Origin of the sequence: Nesterenkonia sp. PF2B19 (genome assembly GCF_001758425.2) — a bacterium.
Lineage (GTDB): Bacteria > Actinomycetota > Actinomycetes > Actinomycetales > Micrococcaceae > Nesterenkonia > Nesterenkonia aethiopica.
In genome coordinates this window covers 1-18,937 of record NZ_MDSS02000013.1, presented here as the reverse complement: position 1 = coordinate 18,937, position 18,937 = coordinate 1, and the positions used below count along the sequence as shown (strand labels likewise).

At 68.3% G+C, this 18,937-nt stretch carries 17 protein-coding genes and 4 pseudogenes; 13 read left to right on the top strand and 8 right to left on the bottom strand.

Annotated elements, in window-relative coordinates; all coding sequences use genetic code 11:
• Positions 1-9: 9 nt before the first annotated feature.
• Positions 10-831: a tRNA (guanosine(46)-N7)-methyltransferase TrmB gene (gene trmB / locus BCY76_RS05855; RefSeq protein WP_070158642.1), complete on the bottom strand. Its 822-nt coding sequence runs from the start codon at positions 829-831 to the stop codon at positions 10-12.
• A gap of 299 nt (positions 832-1,130) precedes the next feature.
• On the opposite strand from trmB, the gene BCY76_RS05850 reads away from it, so the two are divergent.
• The 4 genes and pseudogenes from BCY76_RS05850 to BCY76_RS05835 all read left to right on the top strand — a co-directional run bounded on the left by BCY76_RS05850 (position 1,131) and on the right by BCY76_RS05835 (position 4,477).
• The gene (locus tag BCY76_RS05850; RefSeq protein ID WP_070158644.1) at positions 1,131-2,084 is read left to right on the top strand and encodes a TetR family transcriptional regulator; all 954 of its coding nucleotides are present in this window, start codon (positions 1,131-1,133) and stop codon (positions 2,082-2,084) included.
• A 41-nt stretch (positions 2,085-2,125) separates the two neighbouring features.
• Positions 2,126-3,033, top strand: a pseudogene (locus tag BCY76_RS05845) (3-keto-5-aminohexanoate cleavage protein).
• 2 nt (positions 3,034-3,035) lie between these two features.
• Positions 3,036-4,034 carry a 3-hydroxyacyl-CoA dehydrogenase NAD-binding domain-containing protein gene (locus BCY76_RS05840; protein ID WP_070158645.1) on the top strand — a complete coding sequence of 333 codons (999 nt, stop codon included), beginning with the start codon at positions 3,036-3,038 and terminating at the stop codon, positions 4,032-4,034.
• Positions 4,031-4,477: a thioesterase family protein gene (locus tag BCY76_RS05835; RefSeq protein WP_070158646.1), complete on the top strand. Its 447-nt coding sequence runs from the start codon at positions 4,031-4,033 to the stop codon at positions 4,475-4,477. The genes BCY76_RS05840 and BCY76_RS05835 overlap by 4 nt, the downstream gene beginning before the upstream one ends.
• Positions 4,478-4,514: 37 nt before the next feature.
• Here the strand turns inward: BCY76_RS05835 and BCY76_RS05830 are convergent, their stop codons facing one another.
• Together BCY76_RS05830 and BCY76_RS05825 are read right to left on the bottom strand one after the other, a co-directional pair.
• Positions 4,515-6,503 (bottom strand): penicillin-binding transpeptidase domain-containing protein, encoded by a 1,989-nt coding sequence (locus tag BCY76_RS05830; RefSeq protein WP_085437338.1) that lies wholly within the window; start codon positions 6,501-6,503, stop codon positions 4,515-4,517.
• A 111-nt stretch (positions 6,504-6,614) separates the two neighbouring features.
• Positions 6,615-7,564, bottom strand: a pseudogene (locus BCY76_RS05825) (DMT family transporter).
• Between BCY76_RS05825 and BCY76_RS05820 the strand changes: the two are divergent.
• The gene (locus BCY76_RS05820) at positions 7,563-8,978 is read left to right on the top strand and encodes an aminotransferase-like domain-containing protein (RefSeq protein WP_085437336.1); all 1,416 of its coding nucleotides are present in this window, start codon (positions 7,563-7,565) and stop codon (positions 8,976-8,978) included. The pseudogene BCY76_RS05825 and the gene BCY76_RS05820 overlap by 2 nt on opposite strands.
• A gap of 14 nt (positions 8,979-8,992) precedes the next feature.
• On the opposite strand, the gene BCY76_RS05815 is transcribed toward BCY76_RS05820, so the two are convergent.
• The 3 genes and pseudogenes from BCY76_RS05815 to BCY76_RS05805 form a co-directional block, all read right to left on the bottom strand.
• Positions 8,993-9,595, bottom strand: coding sequence for a TetR/AcrR family transcriptional regulator (locus BCY76_RS05815; protein ID WP_085437334.1), 603 nt, complete (start codon positions 9,593-9,595; stop codon positions 8,993-8,995).
• Positions 9,596-9,779: 184 nt separating this feature from the next.
• A pseudogene (locus BCY76_RS05810) lies at positions 9,780-10,325 on the bottom strand (HAD-IA family hydrolase); the annotation flags it as partial.
• Positions 10,326-10,502: 177 nt separating this feature from the next.
• Positions 10,503-11,180: a TetR/AcrR family transcriptional regulator gene (locus BCY76_RS05805; RefSeq protein ID WP_237089996.1), complete on the bottom strand. Its 678-nt coding sequence runs from the start codon at positions 11,178-11,180 to the stop codon at positions 10,503-10,505.
• Positions 11,181-11,280: 100 nt separating this feature from the next.
• Here BCY76_RS05805 and BCY76_RS05800 point away from each other — a divergent pair, with 100 nt between their 5' ends.
• The 3 genes from BCY76_RS05800 (at position 11,281) to BCY76_RS05790 (ending at position 13,674) form a co-directional block, all read left to right on the top strand.
• The gene (locus tag BCY76_RS05800; protein WP_070158402.1) at positions 11,281-12,036 is read left to right on the top strand and encodes an SDR family oxidoreductase; all 756 of its coding nucleotides are present in this window, start codon (positions 11,281-11,283) and stop codon (positions 12,034-12,036) included.
• A 29-nt stretch (positions 12,037-12,065) separates the two neighbouring features.
• Positions 12,066-12,395 (top strand): nuclear transport factor 2 family protein, encoded by a 330-nt coding sequence (locus BCY76_RS05795; protein ID WP_070158403.1) that lies wholly within the window; start codon positions 12,066-12,068, stop codon positions 12,393-12,395.
• A 106-nt stretch (positions 12,396-12,501) separates the two neighbouring features.
• The gene (locus BCY76_RS05790) at positions 12,502-13,674 is read left to right on the top strand and encodes a low temperature requirement protein A (protein ID WP_237089995.1); all 1,173 of its coding nucleotides are present in this window, start codon (positions 12,502-12,504) and stop codon (positions 13,672-13,674) included.
• Between the two features lie 105 nt (positions 13,675-13,779).
• Here the strand turns inward: BCY76_RS05790 and BCY76_RS05785 are convergent, their stop codons facing one another.
• Entirely contained in the window at positions 13,780-14,130 is a 351-nt protein-coding gene (locus tag BCY76_RS05785) for a hypothetical protein (protein ID WP_237089994.1), read from the bottom strand.
• On the opposite strand from BCY76_RS05785, the pseudogene BCY76_RS05780 reads away from it, so the two are divergent.
• Positions 14,129-15,315, top strand: a pseudogene (locus BCY76_RS05780) (IS3 family transposase). The gene BCY76_RS05785 and the pseudogene BCY76_RS05780 overlap by 2 nt on opposite strands.
• Before the next feature lie 449 nt (positions 15,316-15,764).
• Here BCY76_RS05780 and BCY76_RS05770 read toward each other — a convergent pair.
• Positions 15,765-16,706: a GlxA family transcriptional regulator gene (locus BCY76_RS05770; protein WP_070158407.1), complete on the bottom strand. Its 942-nt coding sequence runs from the start codon at positions 16,704-16,706 to the stop codon at positions 15,765-15,767.
• Positions 16,707-16,813: 107 nt separating this feature from the next.
• Here BCY76_RS05770 and BCY76_RS05765 point away from each other — a divergent pair, with 107 nt between their 5' ends.
• The 4 genes from BCY76_RS05765 to BCY76_RS20660 all read left to right on the top strand — a co-directional run bounded on the left by BCY76_RS05765 (position 16,814) and on the right by BCY76_RS20660 (position 18,853).
• Positions 16,814-17,125 carry a putative quinol monooxygenase gene (locus BCY76_RS05765; RefSeq protein ID WP_003941073.1) on the top strand — a complete coding sequence of 104 codons (312 nt, stop codon included), beginning with the start codon at positions 16,814-16,816 and terminating at the stop codon, positions 17,123-17,125.
• Between the two features lie 810 nt (positions 17,126-17,935).
• The gene (locus BCY76_RS19000) at positions 17,936-18,244 is read left to right on the top strand and encodes a transposase (protein ID WP_070158408.1); all 309 of its coding nucleotides are present in this window, start codon (positions 17,936-17,938) and stop codon (positions 18,242-18,244) included.
• Entirely contained in the window at positions 18,241-18,738 is a 498-nt protein-coding gene (locus tag BCY76_RS18515) for a hypothetical protein (protein WP_201791083.1), read from the top strand. The genes BCY76_RS19000 and BCY76_RS18515 overlap by 4 nt, the downstream gene beginning before the upstream one ends.
• Positions 18,641-18,853 (top strand): DDE-type integrase/transposase/recombinase, encoded by a 213-nt coding sequence (locus BCY76_RS20660; protein WP_083277196.1) that lies wholly within the window; start codon positions 18,641-18,643, stop codon positions 18,851-18,853. Before BCY76_RS18515 ends, BCY76_RS20660 begins: the two co-directional genes overlap by 98 nt.
• Positions 18,854-18,937: the final 84 nt, after the last annotated feature.

Genomic DNA, 18,937 nt, shown 5'->3' with positions numbered 1-18,937 from the left:
GTGAGGTGCTCAGCTCACCGGGGTGCGGACGAAGGTCAGGTCGAAGACCCTCCGCCCGGCCGTCAGCGCCTTGGTCTCGAAGTCGGTCTGGATGCGGCCTTCGAATCGCGGCGCCCAGCCGCCGACGTCGTCGATGGCCTGGTCCAGGGGGAGCGGTTCGGGAGTCTTGCCCATGCTGCGGGTGTCGAGGTCCTCCAGGCGGACGGCGGTCAGTGGGGACTCCTCGCCGGCGCGCTGGCCGGCGTGGACATTGGTGAATGCGGGGGAGGCGGAGATCGTGTCCCGCATCTGGACTGCGTAGCCGGACCAGTCGGTGGCCAGCCGCCAGAGGCCGCCGTCGGGCAGCACGCGGGCGACCTTCTCCACGAAGGAGTCCTGGACGAGGCGGCGCTTGGTGTGCTTCTTCTTGTGCCAGGGGTCGGGGAAGAACACCCACACCTCGGACACCGAATCCTCGGGGAGGAGCTTGTCCAGGACCTCGGTGGCGTCCACATTGGCGACCCGCACATTGCGCAGGCCCTCCCGGCGCAGCCGACTGACCAGCTGCGCGACGCCGGGGCGGTACACCTCCACGGCGAGGAAGTCCTTCTCCGGGTGCTGGGCGGCGGCGTGGGCGATCGCCTCCCCGGACCCGGTGCCGATCTCCACGATCAGCTCCGCGTCACGGCCGAACTCGGCCTTCCACTCGATGCGGAAGTCGTCGGCGACGGCGGTGTCGCGCTCGCCATGCGGGATGTCCAGGAGCTCCTGGCCGAGGGCGGCGTCCCAGGCGCGCTGGCGACGCGGGGTCAGCCGGTTGCTGCGGCGCACGAAGGACAGCGGGTGGCGCATGTGGCTCCGAGCGACGGTCTGCTCAGGCTGCTGGCTCTCAGGGGACACGGTCTCAGGCTCTCTGTTCGGGTGCAGGTGCTGCCGCGGGCAGCCGGAGTGCTGGCACTCCTGGCGTTCCGCGGCATGACGACGACACGCCATCGTAACGGACCGGTCCCCGCCGACTCAGGGGTCAGCGGGCCGCGGTCCGTGGTCGAGGCAGTGGTCGCCACGAGGCGCCGACGCTGAGCATATCGCAAAATCTGACTGAAAGTCAGGGTGCTTGCGATTTTGGGAGGGGGCTCAGTACGCTGAGCCGCATGTCCTCCACGACGACGGGCCGCCCGTCCGCCGACCGCATGCGACGTGCCATCCGCGCCAGCGGACGCTCACAGCGTCAGGTGGCCGCCGAGATGGGCATCGACGAGACCAAGCTCTCCAAGTCGCTCTCGGGCCAACGACGGTTCACCGACGACGAGCTCGTCGCCCTGGCCCGCGTGACCGGAGTGGCGGTCAGCGCTCTGGTGGGCTCAGCCCCCGGCGCGGACCCCGTCTCCGTGACCCCGCCTGACGCCGACCCCGCCGGTGCCTCACCTGCCACACCCGAGCAGGCGCGCCGTCGCCGGGAGATCGTCGAGGCGGCCTGGGGGCTCTTCGCGCAGACGGGATTCGAGGCGGTCCGCGTCAGTGACATCGCCGCCGCCGCGGGCGTCTCCAGCGCCACCGTGCACTACTACTTCCCGACCAAGCCCGACCTGTTCGCCATGGCGCTGAACCATTCCGTGAAGCTGGCCTATGACCGGCAGATCGCCCGGCTGACCGGCGTCGACGATCCGGTGGAGCGGCTGTGGAGGCTGCTGGACATGCAGTCCCCGCACGGTGAGGCCGGTCGGCTCGACTGGTCCATCTGGCTGCAGTCCTGGAACCGGGTGGCTCTCAAGGGCGGCCAGGACGTGGAGTACGTGGAGATCTACCGGCGCTGGTTCGAGACTGTCCGCGCCGCCGTCGCCGCCGGTCAGCAGGTCGGAGTGTTCCACTCGGGCGCCAGTGAGGAGCTCACCGGAGAGCTCACCGCGCTGGTGGACGGGCTGGGGGTCCAGGTGCTCACCGGAGTGATCACCGAGGAGACCATGCAGCGCCGCGTCCGCGACCACCTGCGGCGACGCATCCTGCTGCCGGACGTGGAGCTTCCGGAGGTGGAGCTGCCGTCCACGGATCTTCCGGTGGAGCGCCCGGTGCCGTCCTCGCAGGGATCGCCGCCGGCCGGCGTCTGAGCCCGCGCCCCACAGACCCCATCACGAGAGGAACCCCTCCCATGTCACGTCCCGTCATCCTCACCTGCGCGCTCACCGGCGCCGGCGACACCGCCGGCCGCAGCGAGCACGTCCCGGTCACCCCGGAGCAGATCGCCGCCGACGCGATCGCCGCCGCACGGGCCGGCGCGTCCATCGTCCACATCCACGTCCGCGACCCGGAGACCACCCAGGCTCCCGCGACGTGGCCCACTACCGCGAGGTGGTGCGGATCGTCCGGGAGTCCGACGTCGACCCCGTCCTCAATCTCACCGCCGGGATGGGCGGAGACCTGGTCATCGACCCGCAGCGGCCCACCGACCAGCTCGACGGCACCGACCTGGTCAACGCGGTCGACCGCCTCCCGCATGTGGAGGAGCTGCGCCCGGAGATCTGCACGATCGACTGCGGCTCGCTGAACTTCGGCGAGGGCAGCAACCTCTACGTCTCCACCCCGGACATGCTCCGCGAGGGGGCGGCGAGGATCCAGGAGCTCGGCGTGACGCCGGAGATGGAGATCTTCGACACCGGGAACCTGTGGTTCGCCAACGTCATGGTGGAGGAGGGGCTGATCGATCCGCCGCCCCTGTACCAGCTGTGCATGGGGATCCCCTATGGGGCCCCGGCCGACCCGCGCCTGCTGCGGACCATGGTGGACATGCTTCCCGAGGGTGCCGAGTTCACCTCCTTCGCCCTGGGCCGGAACCAGCTGCCGTGGGCCGCCCGCTCCGTGCTCGCCGGCGGCCACGTCCGCGTCGGCCTGGAGGACAACCTGTACCTGTCCAAGGGGGTCAAGGCCACCAACGCTCAGCTGACCGAACGTGCCGTGGGGATCGTCGAGTCCCTGGGCGAACGGGTCGCCACCCCGGACGAGGCACGCGAGATCCTGGACCTGACGGTTCAGATCCCCTCCGCAGGGAAGGGGGCCTGAGCATGGCCCCGGCGCTGCGCAGCATCGACGACGTCGGCACCATCGCCTGTGTGGGCGCCGGCACCATCGGGGGCGGGTGGGCCGCCTACTTTCTGGCCCGCGGCCATCGGGTGAAGGTCTGGGACCCCGCCCCGGACGCCGAGGAACGCCTGGGCCGGCTCATCCGCGCCGCCTGGCCGGCCCTGGAGCAGCTGGACATGCTCGACGGCGCGGACCGGCACGCCTGGAGCGTGCACACCGACCTGGCAGAGGCCGTCGACGGCGTCGGCTTCGTCCAGGAGTCCGCCCCAGAAGACCTGGCCCTGAAACGTCGGCTGCTGGCGGACCTGGATGCGGTGACCGCGCCCGATGTCGTGATCGGCTCCTCAACCTCCGGATTCGGCATGACGGACATGGCCGCCGAGGTGGTCCGCCCGGAGCGTTTCGTGGTGGGCCACCCGTTCAATCCGCCCTACCTGATCCCGCTGGTGGAGGTGGTCGGCGGGGAGGGCACCGCCTCCGAGGTGGTGGACTGGGCCGCGGAGTTCTACACCGCGTCGGGCAAGTCGGTGATCCGGATGGACCGCGAGGTGCCCGGGTTCATCGCCAACCGGCTGCAGGAGGCCTTGTGGCGCGAGGCGCTGCACATGGTGGACAACGGCGAGGCCACCGTGGAGCAGATCGACCGGTCCATCAAGGACGGTCCGGGCCTGCGCTGGCCGATGCACGGGCCCATGCTGACCTTCCACCTCGCCGGAGGGGAGGGCGGCATGGCGCACATGCTCGACCACTTCGGCCCGTCCTTGAAGTCCCCGTGGACCCGGCTGGAGGCGCCCGAGCTGACCGAGGAGCTGCGCGCCGGCGTGGTGGCGGGATGTGACGAGGCCAGTGCAGGCCGCAGCGTCGCGGAGCTGGTGGCCGAGCGCGACGCCGGCATCATCGCCATCCGTCGTCTGCTCGGTGGCGCCCAGCCGCTGGGTGACGCTCGGTCGCCGGGTGACGCAGGGCAGGGGGCATCATGACGAGCGCCGCGCTGCCGGTCTATGAGACCCAAGTGGCCGCCGAGTGGATCGACTACAACGGGCATATGTCCGAGGCCTTCTACGTGCTGGTCTTCGGGTACGCCACCGACCAGGCGATGGAGCACCTCGGCATGGGGCCCGCCTACCGGGAGGCGAGCGGCTGCTCGCTCTACACCGTGGAGGCCCATGTGCGGTACCTGCGCGAGGTCGGCTTGGGGGCGCCCCTGACGGTGCGCACCCGGGTGGTCGGGGAGGGCCCCAAGAAGCTCCACCTGGCCCATGAGATGCACTCCGGCGCAGAGCTGGTGGCCACCGAAGAGATCCTCGGACTCCACGTGGACCAGGCCGCCGGTGGCACCGTGGGCTTCCCCGAGGACGTGTCCGCCGCCATCCGGGTCCACGCCGAGGAGCCTCCGGGGTGGTGCGGCCGCCGGGTGGGCTGAGGCGGCGCATGCGACCGGCTGAGGGCGATCCTCGCCCTCAGTCCAGGATCTCGGCAGCGCCGGTGAGGAACTCCTGCAGCAGCGGCCCGTTGGTGGAGGAGCCGTACTCGCCCTCGTCCACGAAGATCGCCACCGCCAGGTCACCCTGGAAGGCGATGACCCAGGTGTGGGCGTACATGTCGTCTCCGGCCCCGGCCTGAGCGGTGCCGGTCTTGGCGTAGACGTGCTCCCCGGGCACGTCGATCAGTCCGTCCAGCGTGCCGAACTCGACCGTGCCGTGCATCAGCTCCCGCAGGTCCTCGGCCTCCTCCTCGGTCAGCCCGGATTCGGCGTCCGAAGCGCCCTCGTCGTTCTCTTCGCCGGCCTCCTCGGAGTCCGCCGGCTTCACCAGGTGCGGGTGCACCGTCTCGCCGGCGGCCACTGAGGCGGCCACGGTGGCCATCCCCAGGGAAGAGGCCTCCACGACCCCCTGGCCGAAGAGGTTGGCCGCATGCAGGTTCAGCTCCGAGTCGTCCGGCACGGTGCCGAAGCTGCTGGCCAGGCCGATGTGCTGCGACTCATCGTCCAGGCCGAGGTCATAGGCGGCCTGCTGCAGCTCGGCGGAGGTGACCTCGTCCCAGGCGTTGACGAACAGCGTGTTGCAGGAGGTGGCCACGGCCTCGGTGAACTCCACCGAGCCGGTGTATTCGGTGGGGAACCCGACGTAGTTGCGGAACACCTGGCCGTGCACTCGGGCGGAGGCGGGGCACTGCACGGTGGAGTCGGGGGAGAGGCCGTCACGTAGCATCGCCAGCGAGGAGACCACCTTGAAGCTGGAGCCGGGTGCATAGGTGGACTGCGTGGCGGTGGAGACCCAGGAGTCCTCCGGGTCGTGGCTGGCCGCGGCGAGGATGCCGCCGTCGGAGGGGCGCAGGGCGACCATCGAGGCGGTCACGTCCTCGTCCACGCCGTCGACGATGTCCTGGGCGAGGTTCTGCAGGCGCGGGACGAGCGTGGTGTCCAGGTCCTCACCGTCGACCGGGTCCGTGGAGAACAGCGTCTCACCGTCCCTGTGGATCCGCATGCCCGGCGATCCGCGCAGCGTGTCCTCGAAGGCGGCCTGCAGGCCCGAGGTGCCGATCTGGTCGCCGGCGCTGAGGCTGGGGTCCTCCTCCAGGTGCTCAGCCGTGACCGGCCCCACCCGGCCCAGCAGCAGGGGTGCGAAGTCGCGGGACTCCGCCAGCGGCAGCTGATCGTCCACGATGGTCACGCCGGGGATGCCCTCAAGGTCCGCGGCGGTGACCTCGTCGGAGTCCCGGCGGTGGACGATCGCCTCCACGAAGGCCTGGTCTCCGTGGGCCACCACCCGGTCAGCGTAGCTCTCGGCGTCGATGCCGAGCACCTCGGCCAGCTCCTCGGCGGCCTCCCGCTGAGTGTCCTCATCGGCGGCGTCGTCTCCCTCGGCGAGCTGGGACTTGTCGATGCCGATGCGCACCACGTCCCGGTTGTAGACCATGGCTCGGCCGTCGTCGTCCATGATGCGGCCCCGTTCGGCGGGCACGGTGGAGATCCCGATGCCCTCCTGGCCGGTGAAGTCGGGCAGCACCACCTCGGTGTCGGGCTCCAGACGCCACTGGTCCGCTTCAGCGCTGTAGGTCAGCTCTGCCTGGGTGTCATAGCTCCAGGTCTGGTCCTCGACGCCGATCTCGTCCAGGTCCCAGGTATGGGTCAGTTCGACGACCGCGGTGGCCGGCCGGGGCGAGTCCTCGTCAGGCTCGTCGACGGTGATCTCTGAGACGCTGACGTCCGGGCTCAGCTCGCCGAAGGGCTCATGGAGGGTGGCCACGGCGTCGGCGAGCTCCTGGGCTCCGGCCTCGGTGCGCACGGCCACCTCGGTGAAGTCCCCGCTCTGCAGGGCGGCGGCCAGGGCCTCAGCCTGGGATTCGGGGCCGGTCGTCTCGTCTCCGCAGCCGGTGAGCAGCGCCAGGGTTCCGGCGGCCACCACGCTCAGGCCGAGGAGGCGTCGGGGGTGCGAGGTGAGTGACATGGACCCAGTATGCCCGCAGGCAGTGACACGACGGCGGCATATGTCCTGCTAGGGGCGTCCCCCTCCCGAACGACGGCGCCGGGGCGCATGGCATCCACCGCGCGGGGGGACTCACCGCGTCCGGAGCCGCACCCGCACGGCCGTCGCCGCGCAGGCCACCACGGCGGCGCCGCCGATGACGGTGGCCGGCGTGATCGTCTCGCCGAGCAGCAGCGCCGCCCAGACCAGCGTCATCACCGGTTGAGTGAGCTGGATCTGGCTGACCTGTGCCATCGGGCCGAGAGCCAGTCCGCGGTACCAGGCGAAGAAGCCCAGGAACATGCTCACCACGGCGAGGTAGCCGAAGCTTGCCCACTGGACCGGGGAAGCCTGAGGGGCCTGGCCGTCGAGGCTGACGGCGGTGAGCAGCGCCGTCGCCGGCAGGGCGAGCACGAGCGCCCAGCAGATCGTCTGCCAGGAACCCAGCTCGCGGGCCAGCAGCCCGCCCTCCGCGTACCCGCAGGCCGCGGCGACCACGGCGGCGAAGAGCAGCACGTCCGACCAGTGCAGCGGTCCCAGCCCGCCGTGTGCCAGGGCGAAGACGACGGCGGCAGCCGCCCCCGCCGTCGTCGCGAGCCAGAACAGCGGGCCCGGTCGCTCGCCGGTGCGCAGGGACGACGACCACGGCGGTGGCCGCCGGCAGCACGGCGATGACGATCGCGCCGTGGTTCGCCGTCGTCGCCGTCAGGGCCATCGAGGTCAGCACGGGGAAGCCCAGCACGACGCCAAGGCCCACCACGCCAGTCGCCACCACTGTCGGCCGATCGGAGCCCGCGGCGGGCCAGCAGCAGGGCCACCGCCGCCAGGAGGCCGGCGACGACGGCGCGTCCGGCGCCGACGAACAGCGGGTCCAGCGCGCCCGCCCCGGCGCCTGTCTCTGCGCCGGTCTCCGTGACGGCGATTCGGGTGAACGGGACGGTCAGTGAGAAGGCGGCGACGCCGAGCAGTCCCCACCACAACCCCGCTCGCCGGACCAGTAGCGCAGTCGGGCCATTGGCAATAGCGGTATCATGAGGTCTCATGACTGATAGTAGCAGTCGAGTGGAGCAGCATCTGCGCCGATGGATCGAGCAGGCCCCGGTGGGAGCGCGCCTGCCCAGCAGCCGTCGGCTGGTCTCCGAGCTGCAGGTCAGTCCCGTCACCGTGCAGACGGCGGTACGGCGGCTGGTCGGCCTCGGGCTCGTGGAGAGCCGTCCCGGGGTGGGCACCTTCGTCCGTCCCCGACGGCCAGCGGCGAGCCGCGACCATCGGTGGCAGACCGTAGCCCTGAGTCTGAGCGACCCCGTGGCCGCCGCCGCACCGGCCACGCTGCGGTCAGCCTCGCCCGAGGCGATCCCCCTGCACGTCGGGTATCCCGAGCCGGGGCTGCTGCCGCGTCGGCTGCTGCAGTCGGCCTGGTCCCGGGCGGGCCGCACCGACTCGTCGCTGCAGCGGCCGCCGGCCGCCGGGCTCCCGGAGCTCCAGGCCTGGTTCGCCCAGGAGCTGATGGCGGCAGAGGCCGGGGGATCCGGAGTCTCGGCGCGTGATGTGCTCATCGTTCCAGGGAGCCAGAGCGGACTGGTCGCCGTGTTCCGGGCCCTCATCGGTCGGGATCAGCCGGTGGTGATGGAGTCGCCCACCTACTGGGGTGCCATCCTCGCCGCTCGGCACATCGGTGCGCGCATCATTCCCGTGCCCACCGGGCCGCACGGCCCCGATCCCGAGCAGGTGCGCCAGGCGCTCATCCGCTCCGGGGCCCGGACCTTCTACGCCCAGCCGACCTTCGCCAACCCCACCGGAGCTCAGTGGAGCCCCGCCAGGGGGCGCGAGATCCTCGACGTGGTCCGGGGTCAGGGAGCCTTCCTCATCGAGGACGACTACGCCCACGACTTCGGGATCGACGGCGCCGTCGCGCCGCTGGCCGCCCAGGATCCGGACGGCCATGTGGTCCATCTGCGCTCGCTGACCAAGAGCGTCTCACCCTCGGTGCGCGTGGCCGCCGTCGTCGCCCACGGCCCGGCGCGCGAGCGGATTCTGCGCGCCTGCCAGGCGGAGTCCCTGTACGTCAGTGCGGTGCTCCAGTCGGTGGCGCTGGATGTGGTCACCCAGCCGGGATGGAGCACCCACCGGCGCGGGCTGCGGGAGGAGCTGGGCCGCCGTCGGGACCTGCTGGTGCGCGCGGTCCACCAGCACCTGCCGGACGCACAGCTGGAGCACATCCCTCGCGGCGGGCTGCACCTGTGGCTGCACCTGCCCGGGCTGCCGGAGGCGGGAGCCTTCGTGCGCCGCTGTGAGGAGAAGGGCGTCGTCGTCGCCGGCGGAGACGAATGGTTCCCCGCCGAGGCCCCTGCCAGCCATGTGCGGATCAGCTACTGCGGGCCCCGCACGGAGGAGTTCGACGACGCCGGCCGGCTCATGGGGGAGGCGCTGCGGGAGTGCCTCGAGGATCAGGGCTGACCTCAGGGCTGACCTCAGGGCTCACGCCCGAGGCCCGCCAGGATCCGCTCGGCCATCCCGCGTGCGCGCCGCAGGCGGTCCGGGCCGCCGTCGAGGCCCGCTCGGCTCATGGCCCCTTCCAGGAGGAAGGAGAGCTGCTCGGCGGTCTCCTGCGCGAGGGGGCGAGGGGCGAGGCGCTCGAGATGTGCGGCGAGGACCTCCTCCACCTCCTCCTTGTGGCGGCGTACGGCCTCCCGCCCGCGTGCCCCGGCAGGCAGCTCCGCTGCGGCGTTGAGGAGTCCGCATCCACGGAACGCGTGGACGTAGGCCGCCTCCGCATGGTCCAGGTAGGCGTCGAAGACGGCGAGCACGCCGTCCTCCGGACTTACGGCGCCCTGGGCGCGGTGCCGGTACAGCTCCATCCACTCCTGGTGCCGACTCTCGAGGTACGCCAGCACGAGCTCCTCCTGGGAGGAGAAGTTGTTGTACAGGCTCATCTTGGCCACGCCTGCTTCCGCGATGACTGTGTCGATGCCGGTCGCCGCGATGCCCTCGGCGTAGAACAGCCCGGCGGCGGCCTCCAGGAGGCGGGCCCGGGCGGAGCCCCGTCGCGCTGCGGACGGCTCGGCGCCGGTCATGACGCGCCGCCGTCGACTCGGCCTCGACGGCATCGGCGAACTCCTGCATGGAGCGGAACTCGGCGTCATAGGTCCATGGTTCGGCAGGCTCCGGGGTCGCGCCCCAGCCGGGCTGCGCGTGACGGCGGTTGATCCACACCGAGTCCAGCGCGTGCCGACGGGCCGGCACGTGGTCGTGGAACAGGCTCTGGGCCACGTGGAGCACGTCTGAGCGGGGAGTGCCTCGTTCCGCCAACCAGGAGTCCAGGGCCTCGAAATGTGGGGCGGCAGGTTTGTAGGCGCCCACGTCCTCAGCAGTGATGACGGTGGCGAAGTCGGCGCGCAGGTGCGTGTTGCTCCCGGTGAAGCCGGCCCGGTGGACGTTGGACAGGATGACCAGGTCGTACCGGCGGTCCAGGGCGGCGAGCGCCTCGGCGGAGTCAGGGAAGGCTGGCCACTGGGGCACGGACGTGCCGAGTCGTCGCGCCCACTGGTCGCTGACGGTGACGCCGAGGTCCTCGCCGGTGCGGCGGAACGCCTCGGCGAGGATCTCCGGGTAGAGCCAGGTGGGATGCTCGCGCATCACGGCCGCCTCCTGGGCCGAGTAGGCCTGCAGGAGGTCTTCGGGGCTCCTCTCGAGGGTGTGTTCGCGCGCCCAGTCGGTCAGCACGGCGGAGAGGCCCGCCTCCCAGTCGATCAGCGTGCCGTAGCAGTCGAACGTGAGGACGGAGTAGTCGGTCAGGTCCTTCATCGCGTCTCCTCAGCCTGTAGTAGGCAGATCTGTCTACCTCGTTCCGTCACGAGTGTGCCACGCGGCGGGCCGGGGTCGGCCTGATGAAGGACTGAGGGCGCGACCTACGTGCTGTTGCCCTGTCTGTCAGCGAAAATGCCAGCGACATGGCAGAGGCCGGCTGAACTGTGAGCGTGTTCAATCCAGCCGATGAGGGGTCGCAGCCTCAACCTGCCGTGCGTCGTTCAGTCTGCGTAGCCACTCGATGAGGAGCTGAGTCTCTGTCCTGCCAAGGACGTCCGGGTGGGCGGCGGCATGCTCGATGGCGCAGGTGAGCGGGTCGTCGGCTCGCGAGCCTTTGCCGGTGATCGCTGAGATGGCGCCTTCGCGGACGGCTCGAGAGAGTGCGGGGTCCGGTGCAGCCAGGATGATCTGGCGAAGCGTGACGCCGATGTTGGTGACGAGGATATGCGCGGCGGCCTGCTCGGAGGGTACTGCGAGCCTGCCCTGTTCGGCGGCCCGCGCCGTGAGTGCGCGCAGGATCTCGCTGGGACGTGACTGGGCTTCGGGGGAGTGCCCAGGGCGGACCTTCCCGTACATGAGCGTATAGAACCCGGGGTTGGCCAGGCCGAAGGCGACGTGTGCATCCCATCCGGCGCGGATGTCCTGGATGGGGTCGCCGGATGACTCCATCGATGACTTCTCGTCCAGGTAGAGGTCGAATCCGCGTTCGATGACCGCGTCCATCAGTCCCTGCTTGGAGCCGAAGAAGTGATACAGGGTCGGCATCTTGACTCCGACCGCATCGCACACCGCGCGCAGCGAGAACTCCTCCCCAGGGGAGGCGGCGATGAGGTCGGCTGCGGCCGCAATCATCCGCTGACGTGTATCGCTTGTCGGTGTCGCTGTCATGATGCTATGTTACCGCATATATCGAAATAACATTAGCGCATACAGTCGATATACAGGGGATCTCATGACCGAGCACACACTCAAGGACAAGAACGTTCTCATCGCGGGCGGCGCGAAGAACCTCGGTGGGTTGATCGCTCGCCAGGCGGCCGAGGCGGGAGCGAACGTCGCGATCCATTACAACTCCGACTCCAGCCGTGCCGACGCCGAGCGGACACTCGCCGCGGTCGAAGCTGCTGGAGGCAAGGGGGCGACCTTTCAGGGAGATCTCACTGTCCCCGCGAATGTGACCCGCCTGTTCGCTGACGCGGAGGCGGCCCTGGGGAAGATGGACATCGCGGTCAACACAGCTGGCAAGGTGCTGCGCAAGCCGATCGTGGAGACGACCGAGGACGAGTACGACTCGATGTTCGACATCAACTCCAAGGCTGCCTACTTCTTCATCCAGGAGGCCGGCAAGAACCTCGCCGACGGTGGCAAGATCATCACCATCGTCACCGCTCTGCTGGCGGCATTCACCGACGGCTACTCCACCTACGCCGGAGGCAAGGCTCCGGTCGAGCACTTCACCCGAGCCGCGGCCAAGGAATTCGCCGATCGGGGCATCTCCGTCACTGCTATCGCCCCCGGCCCCATGGACACGCCGTTCTTCTATGGCCAGGAGACCCCGGAACGGGTCGAATTCCACAAGTCCCAGGGCATGGGCAACCAGTTGACTGAGATCGACGACATCGCGCCGATCGTCCGCTTCCTCGCCTCCGAGGGGTGGTGGATCACCGGTCAGACGATCTTCGCCAACGGCGGTTACACCACCCGCTGAGCTCGACCCTACGAAATGAGGAACACCCCATGGCAGAACCCACCATCCCCGAACCAGTCGCCTCGTTCATCACAGCGGTCAACGACCACGACGAGCAAGCTTTCCTCGATGCCTTCACCGCGCAGGGGTCCGTCGACGACTGGGGCCGTGACTTCACCGGGCGTGACCAGATCAAATCGTGGAGCGACACGGAGTTCATCGGTTCGCGCGGGACACTTGAGGTCGAGGAGGTCGACGTCGCGGACGACACCATCACCGTCATCGGCGATTGGCGCTCCAACCATGCCAATGGCCGGTCGAAGTTCGTCTTCGCCATCGACGGCGACAAGATCGTGAAGATGACGATCCGCGAAGGGTGAAGGTCGGCACTGGTCACTCGAGCGGGCGTCCAGCCAGATGGGCGCCCGCTCAGTGCTGCCGCATTCGATACTCACGCACGACACGAGCATGCGAGGTTCGCCACCAATGACTGCCGTCCCGTTCGCCCGCACCGGCCACCGTCGGTCCGAGGTGGGCCCAATAGAGCTGTTCTTCGACCTGGTCTACGTCTTCGCCATCATCCAGCTCTCGCACTTGCTCATCGAGCATCTCTCCTGGGAGGGTGCCGCACAGACCATCGTGGTGTTCGCGGCGGTGTGGTGGGGCTGGAACTACACCGCCTGGGCGATGAACTGGCTGGATCCGAGCCGTACCCCGGTGCAGCTTCTCTCTGGGGTGCTCATGCTTGCCGCACTGGGCATGTCGATTGCGATCCCCAGTGCCTTCGACGGCGGAGCCTGGCTGTTCGTCGGGTGCTACCTTTTCATGGGCATCCTTCGTCCGGCCTTCATGATGATCACCTACCGCGGCCACCAGCTCGCAGCCAACTACCGCATGCTGCTGCTGTGGACCCTGTTGGCCGGCATCTTCTGGGTCCTCGGCGCAGCACTGCCCCTCGAGTGGCGGTTGGGTCTCTGGCTGATCGCGGTGCTCGTCGACTACGCGGCCCCGTTGACTCAATACCGGATACCCGGCATCGGCGCAGCCCCCATGCACCAGTGGGATACGGACGCCGAGCACCTGGCCGAGCGCAACCGTCTCGTCTTCATCATCGCCCTCGGCGAGTCCATCCTGCTCATGGGTGGCACCATCGTCTCCCACGGCCAGCTCACTCTGTCGCTCGCTCTGAGTCTGATCGTCGGCTTTGCCTCCCTGTTCGTGCTCTGGTGGAACTACTTCGCCCTTGCCGGCCCTGACACCCACGGTGGGAACTCGTCCACCGGGGCTCTCAGATCGGCTTACGCATACGCGCATGCCTTCATGGTCCTGGGTGCGATCCTTGTCGCCGTGTCGATCGAACTGCGGCTCTCCCACAACCACCTCACGCCCGCCATAGTTCTCGTGACAGCAGCAGGTCCGCTCGTCTACCTGGTGGGGAACCTGCTGTTCCTCCGGTCCCGCTTCGGACGCCTCGCACGGTCCCGGTTCATCGCAGCCGCTGTGCTGGTGGTGATCGCGATCGCCGCGATGCTGCTCATGGACCACCTGCCGGTGATCGTGCTGAGCGTCGCCGTACTCGCCGTGACGGCTGCTCTTGCCGCCCACACCGCGTACACGACGTCGAAGCCGTCAACGCACCGTCGAAGCGCGCAGGCCTGACACACCGTTGCCTGGAGTTTAATCTCGCCTCCCGTTGTGGGCGGCGGCTTCGAAGCGGAGTCACCGGCGGGCCAGTCTTCTCCGCAAGTCCCGGCCCATCAGGGCTCAGCGATAGTGCCGACCGGGACTCCAGCGGTTCATCTCCCGCCGACGGACGTCGCGTCGGGTCTTGTGCGCCCCTCCCACGGGCTCCTTGATCTTGTCGACGATCATGTGTTTCTCCCACGTGGGATTCTCATACCAGTAGAGCTCTCCCATCTTCAGACCGTGGCCGACCAGGTCGGGCGTGCCGTCACCTGTGACATCGGGGGCTTCCAGCCAGTACCCGTCATGGAGATAGTCCGTGACAGTCGTACTCTGAAAGCTGGGCGGGGAGATCGTGCGGGGGTCTGTGGGGTCTGCTGAAGGTTCGGTTGACTTCAAGACTGCTGAGAAAGCAGGAAGGATGGAAGTCATGCCGAAAGTCGTCTACACCGAGGAGTTCCGCCGCACCGCTGTGGAGCTGGTTGCTGGAGGGATGAGTCAGAAGCAGGTCTGCGCGGATATGGGCTGCTCGAAGTCCGCGCTGCAGTCCTGGATCCGGGCTGCGAAGCTCGAAGAGCAAGGGATCGAGCCGGCCAAGGACGCTGAGGAGTCCCGGGAGCAGGCGAAGATGCTGCGCCGGATCCGTGAGCTTGAGCAGGCGAATAAGGTCTTGCGCGAGGCTGCGGCGTATCTCTCCCAGGCGAATCTGAAGCTGGGTGGCACCTCCCCAAAATGATGTTCCCGCTGGTCCGTGACCTTGCCGCTGCCGGGGTGCCGGTGGCGGTGACCTGCCGGGTTCTGGGCTTTTCTAAGCAGGCCTTCTATAAATGGGCAGCAGCGCCGATCTCTCAGCGGGATTGGGATGAGGCCCACCTGCTCAACGCCGCGATAGATGTTCATGCTGATGATCCTGAGTTCGGACACCGGTTCATCGCCGATGAGCTCACCGCCGCCGGGTACCAGGCCTCTGAACGGCGGGTGTGGCGGCTGTGTTCACACCAGCAGCTCTTCTCAGTCACTCAGCGCAAGGGCAGGAAGAAGTATAAAAAGCCGAGCCCGCCGGTCTGTGATGACCTCATCGACCGGGACTTCACCGCTACCGGAGCTAACCAGAAGTGGTTAGTGGACATCACCGAGCACCGCACTGGTGAGGGCAAGCTCTACCTGTGCGCGATCAAGGATGTCTTCAGTAACCGGATCGTGGGCTATGCCATCGATTCCAGGATGAAATCCCGCCTGGCAGTGACGGCTCTGCACGATGCTGTGGCTCGTCGCGGAGGCCCCTCAGAAGTAGCCGGGTGCATTGTTCACTCGGACCGTGGGTGGCAATTTCGTTCACGGAGATTCCAGCGGGCCCTGAAGGGGTACGAGCTGGCCGGGTCCATGGGCCGGGTGGGAGCTGCTGGGGACAATGCTGCGATGGAGAGCTTCTTCTCCACGCTGCAGAAGAACGTGCTCAACAGGGCCTGCTGGGCCACTCGCGCTGAGCTGCGGGCCCGGATCATCCATTGGATCGAAGCGACCTACCATCGCCGCCGCAGACAGCGGAGGCTGGGTAAGCTGACCCCGGTCGAATACGAGACCGTTCACAAAGAAGCCGTCGCCCTGGCGGCATAAACCCCACGGTCAACCAGACCTTCAGCAGACCCGCAACACGTTTCTGACCTATAACGGCTCTTCCCAGATGAGGGTGTAGGTCGGCCGGGCGCGTCGGTCCGCAGGTAGACGTCGAGGTCTCCCGACGATGGAGGTTCCTACGCCATCCATCCGAAAGACCTCGACGTGACCGACGCTACCCCGCCGGCCGGCTTCGGCCGCCCTGACCTGACCGCCTTCGCGTCTTATCCCAATCGGCTCTGATCGGGTCTGCTGATCCTCTCGACGAGAACGCAGCGACATCACAGCCACCCAACCCCGACCGTCCGGGAAGCCGGGACACGTCACATGGCCTGTGCTGCGGGCGTGTCGAGTGGGTCGTCCAGGGGCGACGCAGGAGCGTCGACGCGACGTGCTGAGAGGTGGTTCCAGTCGAGCACTAGGACACCGGCTACAGGCATGGCGATAGGTCAGGAACGGCGTCGCTCCCTACGCAGGAGGGAGCGCAGAGTCTCGGCGTTCGCGTAGCCGACCCGTAGCGCGATCTCGGCGGAGGTGAGGTCCGTGGTTGCTGAGAGGTGCCGAGCTCGTTCGATGCGAAGCCGTTGGACGAAGCCGAGCGGAGTGAGGTTGAGCGCCGCACGGACTCGTCGTTCGAGGGTGCGCCGGCTGGTGCCGAGCGACTGCGCGACGAAGGCGACGTTGAACGGTTCGTCCAGGCGGGCGCGCACGAAGCGTTCGAACTCGACGACGATCGGGTCCTCGTGCCGGAGATGTTCGTAGGCGACGAAGGCCGCCTGCGACGGACGCTCGTCGATGATGAGGAGCTTGGCGACATGTTGGGCCAGGTCGGGGCTGATCGATCGCACGAGTGAGAGCGCGAGGTCGATGTGGGCGAACGCGGCGCCGGCGGTGACGAGGTTCCCGTCGACCACGACCATGGTGTCGAGATCGAGGGCGACGGTCGGATAGCGCTTCAGGAACTCCGGCCCCAGGAACCAGCTGGTCGTCGCCCGCCGATGATGCATCCGTCCGGTCTCGGCGACGGCGAACACGCCGGTGCACGCTGCGGCGATCCGGGTGGTCGCCTCGTCGAGGCGCCCGAGCGAGGCGATGACCGAACGAGCATCTCGGCTCTGGAGGGCGTCGTTGGTAGCGGCGGCCGTAAGGGTTCCAAGCGCAGGGACGACGACCACGTCGAACTCTGCGGACTCCGACAGTGGGTGGTCCACCGACAGGGTCATCGATGCCGTCGTGGTCACTCGCCGTTTCGGTCCGAGGATGGCGAGTTTGATCGGGTCGATCCGCGGGTCGACATCGCGGCGGGCTCCGTCGGCCACCCGCACGATGTCGATGATCGACGCGATAGCCGAACCGAAGCAGCCGTCGATCGCGATCAGTCCGATACGCATGACGTAAACAATAGCAATACTGCCGTATGCGCCACTTCCCACCGGCCCTCGCTCGTCATACGCTGAACTCGTCCCACGAAGAACCCCGATTTCAAGGAGAGTCCCTCATGTCCACACCCGCATCACTTCCGTATGCCTTCGTCGCCAAGATCGTCGCGGCCGATGGACAGCACGACGCGCTCGCCGATCTGCTCGCCGGCGCTGTCGCGCTCGCCAACGAAGAAGTAGGAACGATTGTCTGGTTCGCGGTCAGGACCCACGCCGACACCTTCTGGATCTTCGATGCATTCCCCGACGAGGCCGCTCGCGACGCCCACGCCAACGGCGCCATCGTCGCAGCCCTGATGGCCAACCAGCACCTCCTCGGCGCAGCACCCGAGATCCTGGCGGCCGACGTCCTCGCGTCCAAGCTCCCGTAGTCCGCCAACGCACGAGACGGTCGCGCCCCGCCGAGCCGTCGCCAGGTCGCGACGCAACGCCATGCTGCGTTGCCGAGCGGTGCGAGGCCTATCGGCACACGGACAGGATGCCGGCCGCGAGCGCTCAGCCGGCGAGGGGTCCGTCGCAGAGGAGAGCGACGTCGGTGTCGGGCAGAGCCGTGAGGCCAGCGCATCGCGCGACCACCAGGACCGAACCGCCCCTGCCCTGCGTTTCCGCAGGTCAGGGGCTGTTCGCCGGAGCCGCCTGTCGGAATCGAACCGACGACCTAATCACGTCGGCTTTGCGTCTATCGCTTGATTGCGCCCACTGGGCGAACGAGCCGCTGACCTGCGCAAACGCCGAGCGTGGGGGACGCCGCCATCCGGTGGTGACCGACGACGACCGACCAGTACCGACCGTTTCACCGGAGCTTGCGGCGGCGTCGAAGCCGAGCAAGCTCCATTCCTGTAGCTCACCGCGCCCTCCTCCTCGCCGGTCCCGTCATCGTCGAATACGTTTCAGGGGTCTTCTCAGATGAGGGTGTAGATCGGCCGGGCGCGTCGGTCCGCAGATAGACGTCGAGGTCTCCCGACGACGGAGGTTCCTACGCCATCCATCCGAAAGACCTCGACGTGTCCGACGCTACCCCGCCGGCCGACTTCGGCCGCCCTGACCTGACCGCCTTCGCTCGACTCGACGGCCTCGGTCTGAGCGTGACCGGGCAACGACTTGAACCGGATGGGGCTGCCGCACGGATAGGTGACATTCGATCTGGCTTGCCCGCAGGGCGGCCTGGAAGGATGTGCACCATGCCCGCTCCCTACCCCCAGGAGTTCCGCGAAGACGTCGTGCGAGTGGCCCGGTCCCGTGAGGACGGCGTCACGATCGCGCAGATCGCGAAGGACTTCGGCGTCCACGAGATGACGCTGCACAAATGGATCCGCCAAGCCGACATCGAGTCCGGCAGCCGCCCCGGCAAGACTCGGGAGGAGTCGACGGAGCTGCGCGAGGGGCGAAAGCAGATCCGGCTGCTCCAGCAGGAGAACGAGGTCCTCCGCCGTGCCGCCGCCTACCTGTCCCAGGCGAACCTGCCGGGAAAGGGTTCTACCCGCTCGTGAGCGAGCTCGCCGCCGATGGGATCCCCGTCGCGGTGTCCCTGCGGGTCCTGAAGCTCTCTCGCCAGCCCTACTACCGCTGGCGGCATCAACAGGTCACCCAGGCCGAGCTGATCGAGGCCTACCGCGCCAACGCCCTGCTGGACGCCCACCGCGACGACCCCGAGTACGGCTACCGGCTCCTGGTCGACGAAGCCGCCGAGGCCGGCGAGGTGATGTGTGAGCGGACCGCGTGGAAGATCTGCCGGGACAACCAGTGGTGGTCCGTGTTCGGGAAGAAGCGCGGCAAGAACGGGAAGCGTCCCGGGCCACCGGTCCACGACGATCTCGTGAAGCGGGACTTCTCCACCGATGACATCAACGAACTGTGGCTGACCGACGTTCCCCCGCAAGCGGGAGGTGCCCCCCACCGAGCACTGGACCGACGAGGGCAAGCTCTACCTCTGCGCCATCAAGGACGTGTTCTCCGGCCGCATCATCGGCTACTCGATCAGTGACCGGATGAGGGCCCGTCTCGCGGTGAACGCCCTGGATAACGCGATGTCTCGTCGTCGCGATGCTGCTGGATGCATTGTGCACTCGGACCGCGGGAGCCAGGGCGGATTCAACTGATCGTCGCAACACCTTGATCACGGAGAGGTGTTTGACGATGGCAACATCAGACTGGAGCAAGAAGGCCAGCGACGCACCGGAGGG

Bases quoted from the DNA above. Each gene is read 5' to 3' on its own strand.
- trmB (WP_070158642.1), bottom strand. From the start codon at position 831: ATGCGCCACCCGCTGTCCTTCGTGCGCCGCAGCAACCGGCTGACCCCG.
- BCY76_RS05850 (WP_070158644.1), top strand. From the start codon at position 1,131: ATGTCCTCCACGACGACGGGCCGCCCGTCCGCCGACCGCATGCGACGT.
- BCY76_RS05840 (WP_070158645.1), top strand. From the start codon at position 3,036: ATGGCCCCGGCGCTGCGCAGCATCGACGACGTCGGCACCATCGCCTGT.
- BCY76_RS05835 (WP_070158646.1), top strand. From the start codon at position 4,031: ATGACGAGCGCCGCGCTGCCGGTCTATGAGACCCAAGTGGCCGCCGAG.
- BCY76_RS05830 (WP_085437338.1), bottom strand. From the start codon at position 6,503: ATGTCACTCACCTCGCACCCCCGACGCCTCCTCGGCCTGAGCGTGGTG.
- BCY76_RS05820 (WP_085437336.1), top strand. From the start codon at position 7,563: ATGACTGATAGTAGCAGTCGAGTGGAGCAGCATCTGCGCCGATGGATC.
- BCY76_RS05815 (WP_085437334.1), bottom strand. From the start codon at position 9,595: ATGACCGGCGCCGAGCCGTCCGCAGCGCGACGGGGCTCCGCCCGGGCC.
- BCY76_RS05805 (WP_237089996.1), bottom strand. From the start codon at position 11,180: ATGATTGCGGCCGCAGCCGACCTCATCGCCGCCTCCCCTGGGGAGGAG.
- BCY76_RS05800 (WP_070158402.1), top strand. From the start codon at position 11,281: ATGACCGAGCACACACTCAAGGACAAGAACGTTCTCATCGCGGGCGGC.
- BCY76_RS05795 (WP_070158403.1), top strand. From the start codon at position 12,066: ATGGCAGAACCCACCATCCCCGAACCAGTCGCCTCGTTCATCACAGCG.
- BCY76_RS05790 (WP_237089995.1), top strand. From the start codon at position 12,502: ATGACTGCCGTCCCGTTCGCCCGCACCGGCCACCGTCGGTCCGAGGTG.
- BCY76_RS05785 (WP_237089994.1), bottom strand. From the start codon at position 14,130: ATGACTTCCATCCTTCCTGCTTTCTCAGCAGTCTTGAAGTCAACCGAA.
- BCY76_RS05770 (WP_070158407.1), bottom strand. From the start codon at position 16,706: ATGCGTATCGGACTGATCGCGATCGACGGCTGCTTCGGTTCGGCTATC.
- BCY76_RS05765 (WP_003941073.1), top strand. From the start codon at position 16,814: ATGTCCACACCCGCATCACTTCCGTATGCCTTCGTCGCCAAGATCGTC.
- BCY76_RS19000 (WP_070158408.1), top strand. From the start codon at position 17,936: ATGCCCGCTCCCTACCCCCAGGAGTTCCGCGAAGACGTCGTGCGAGTG.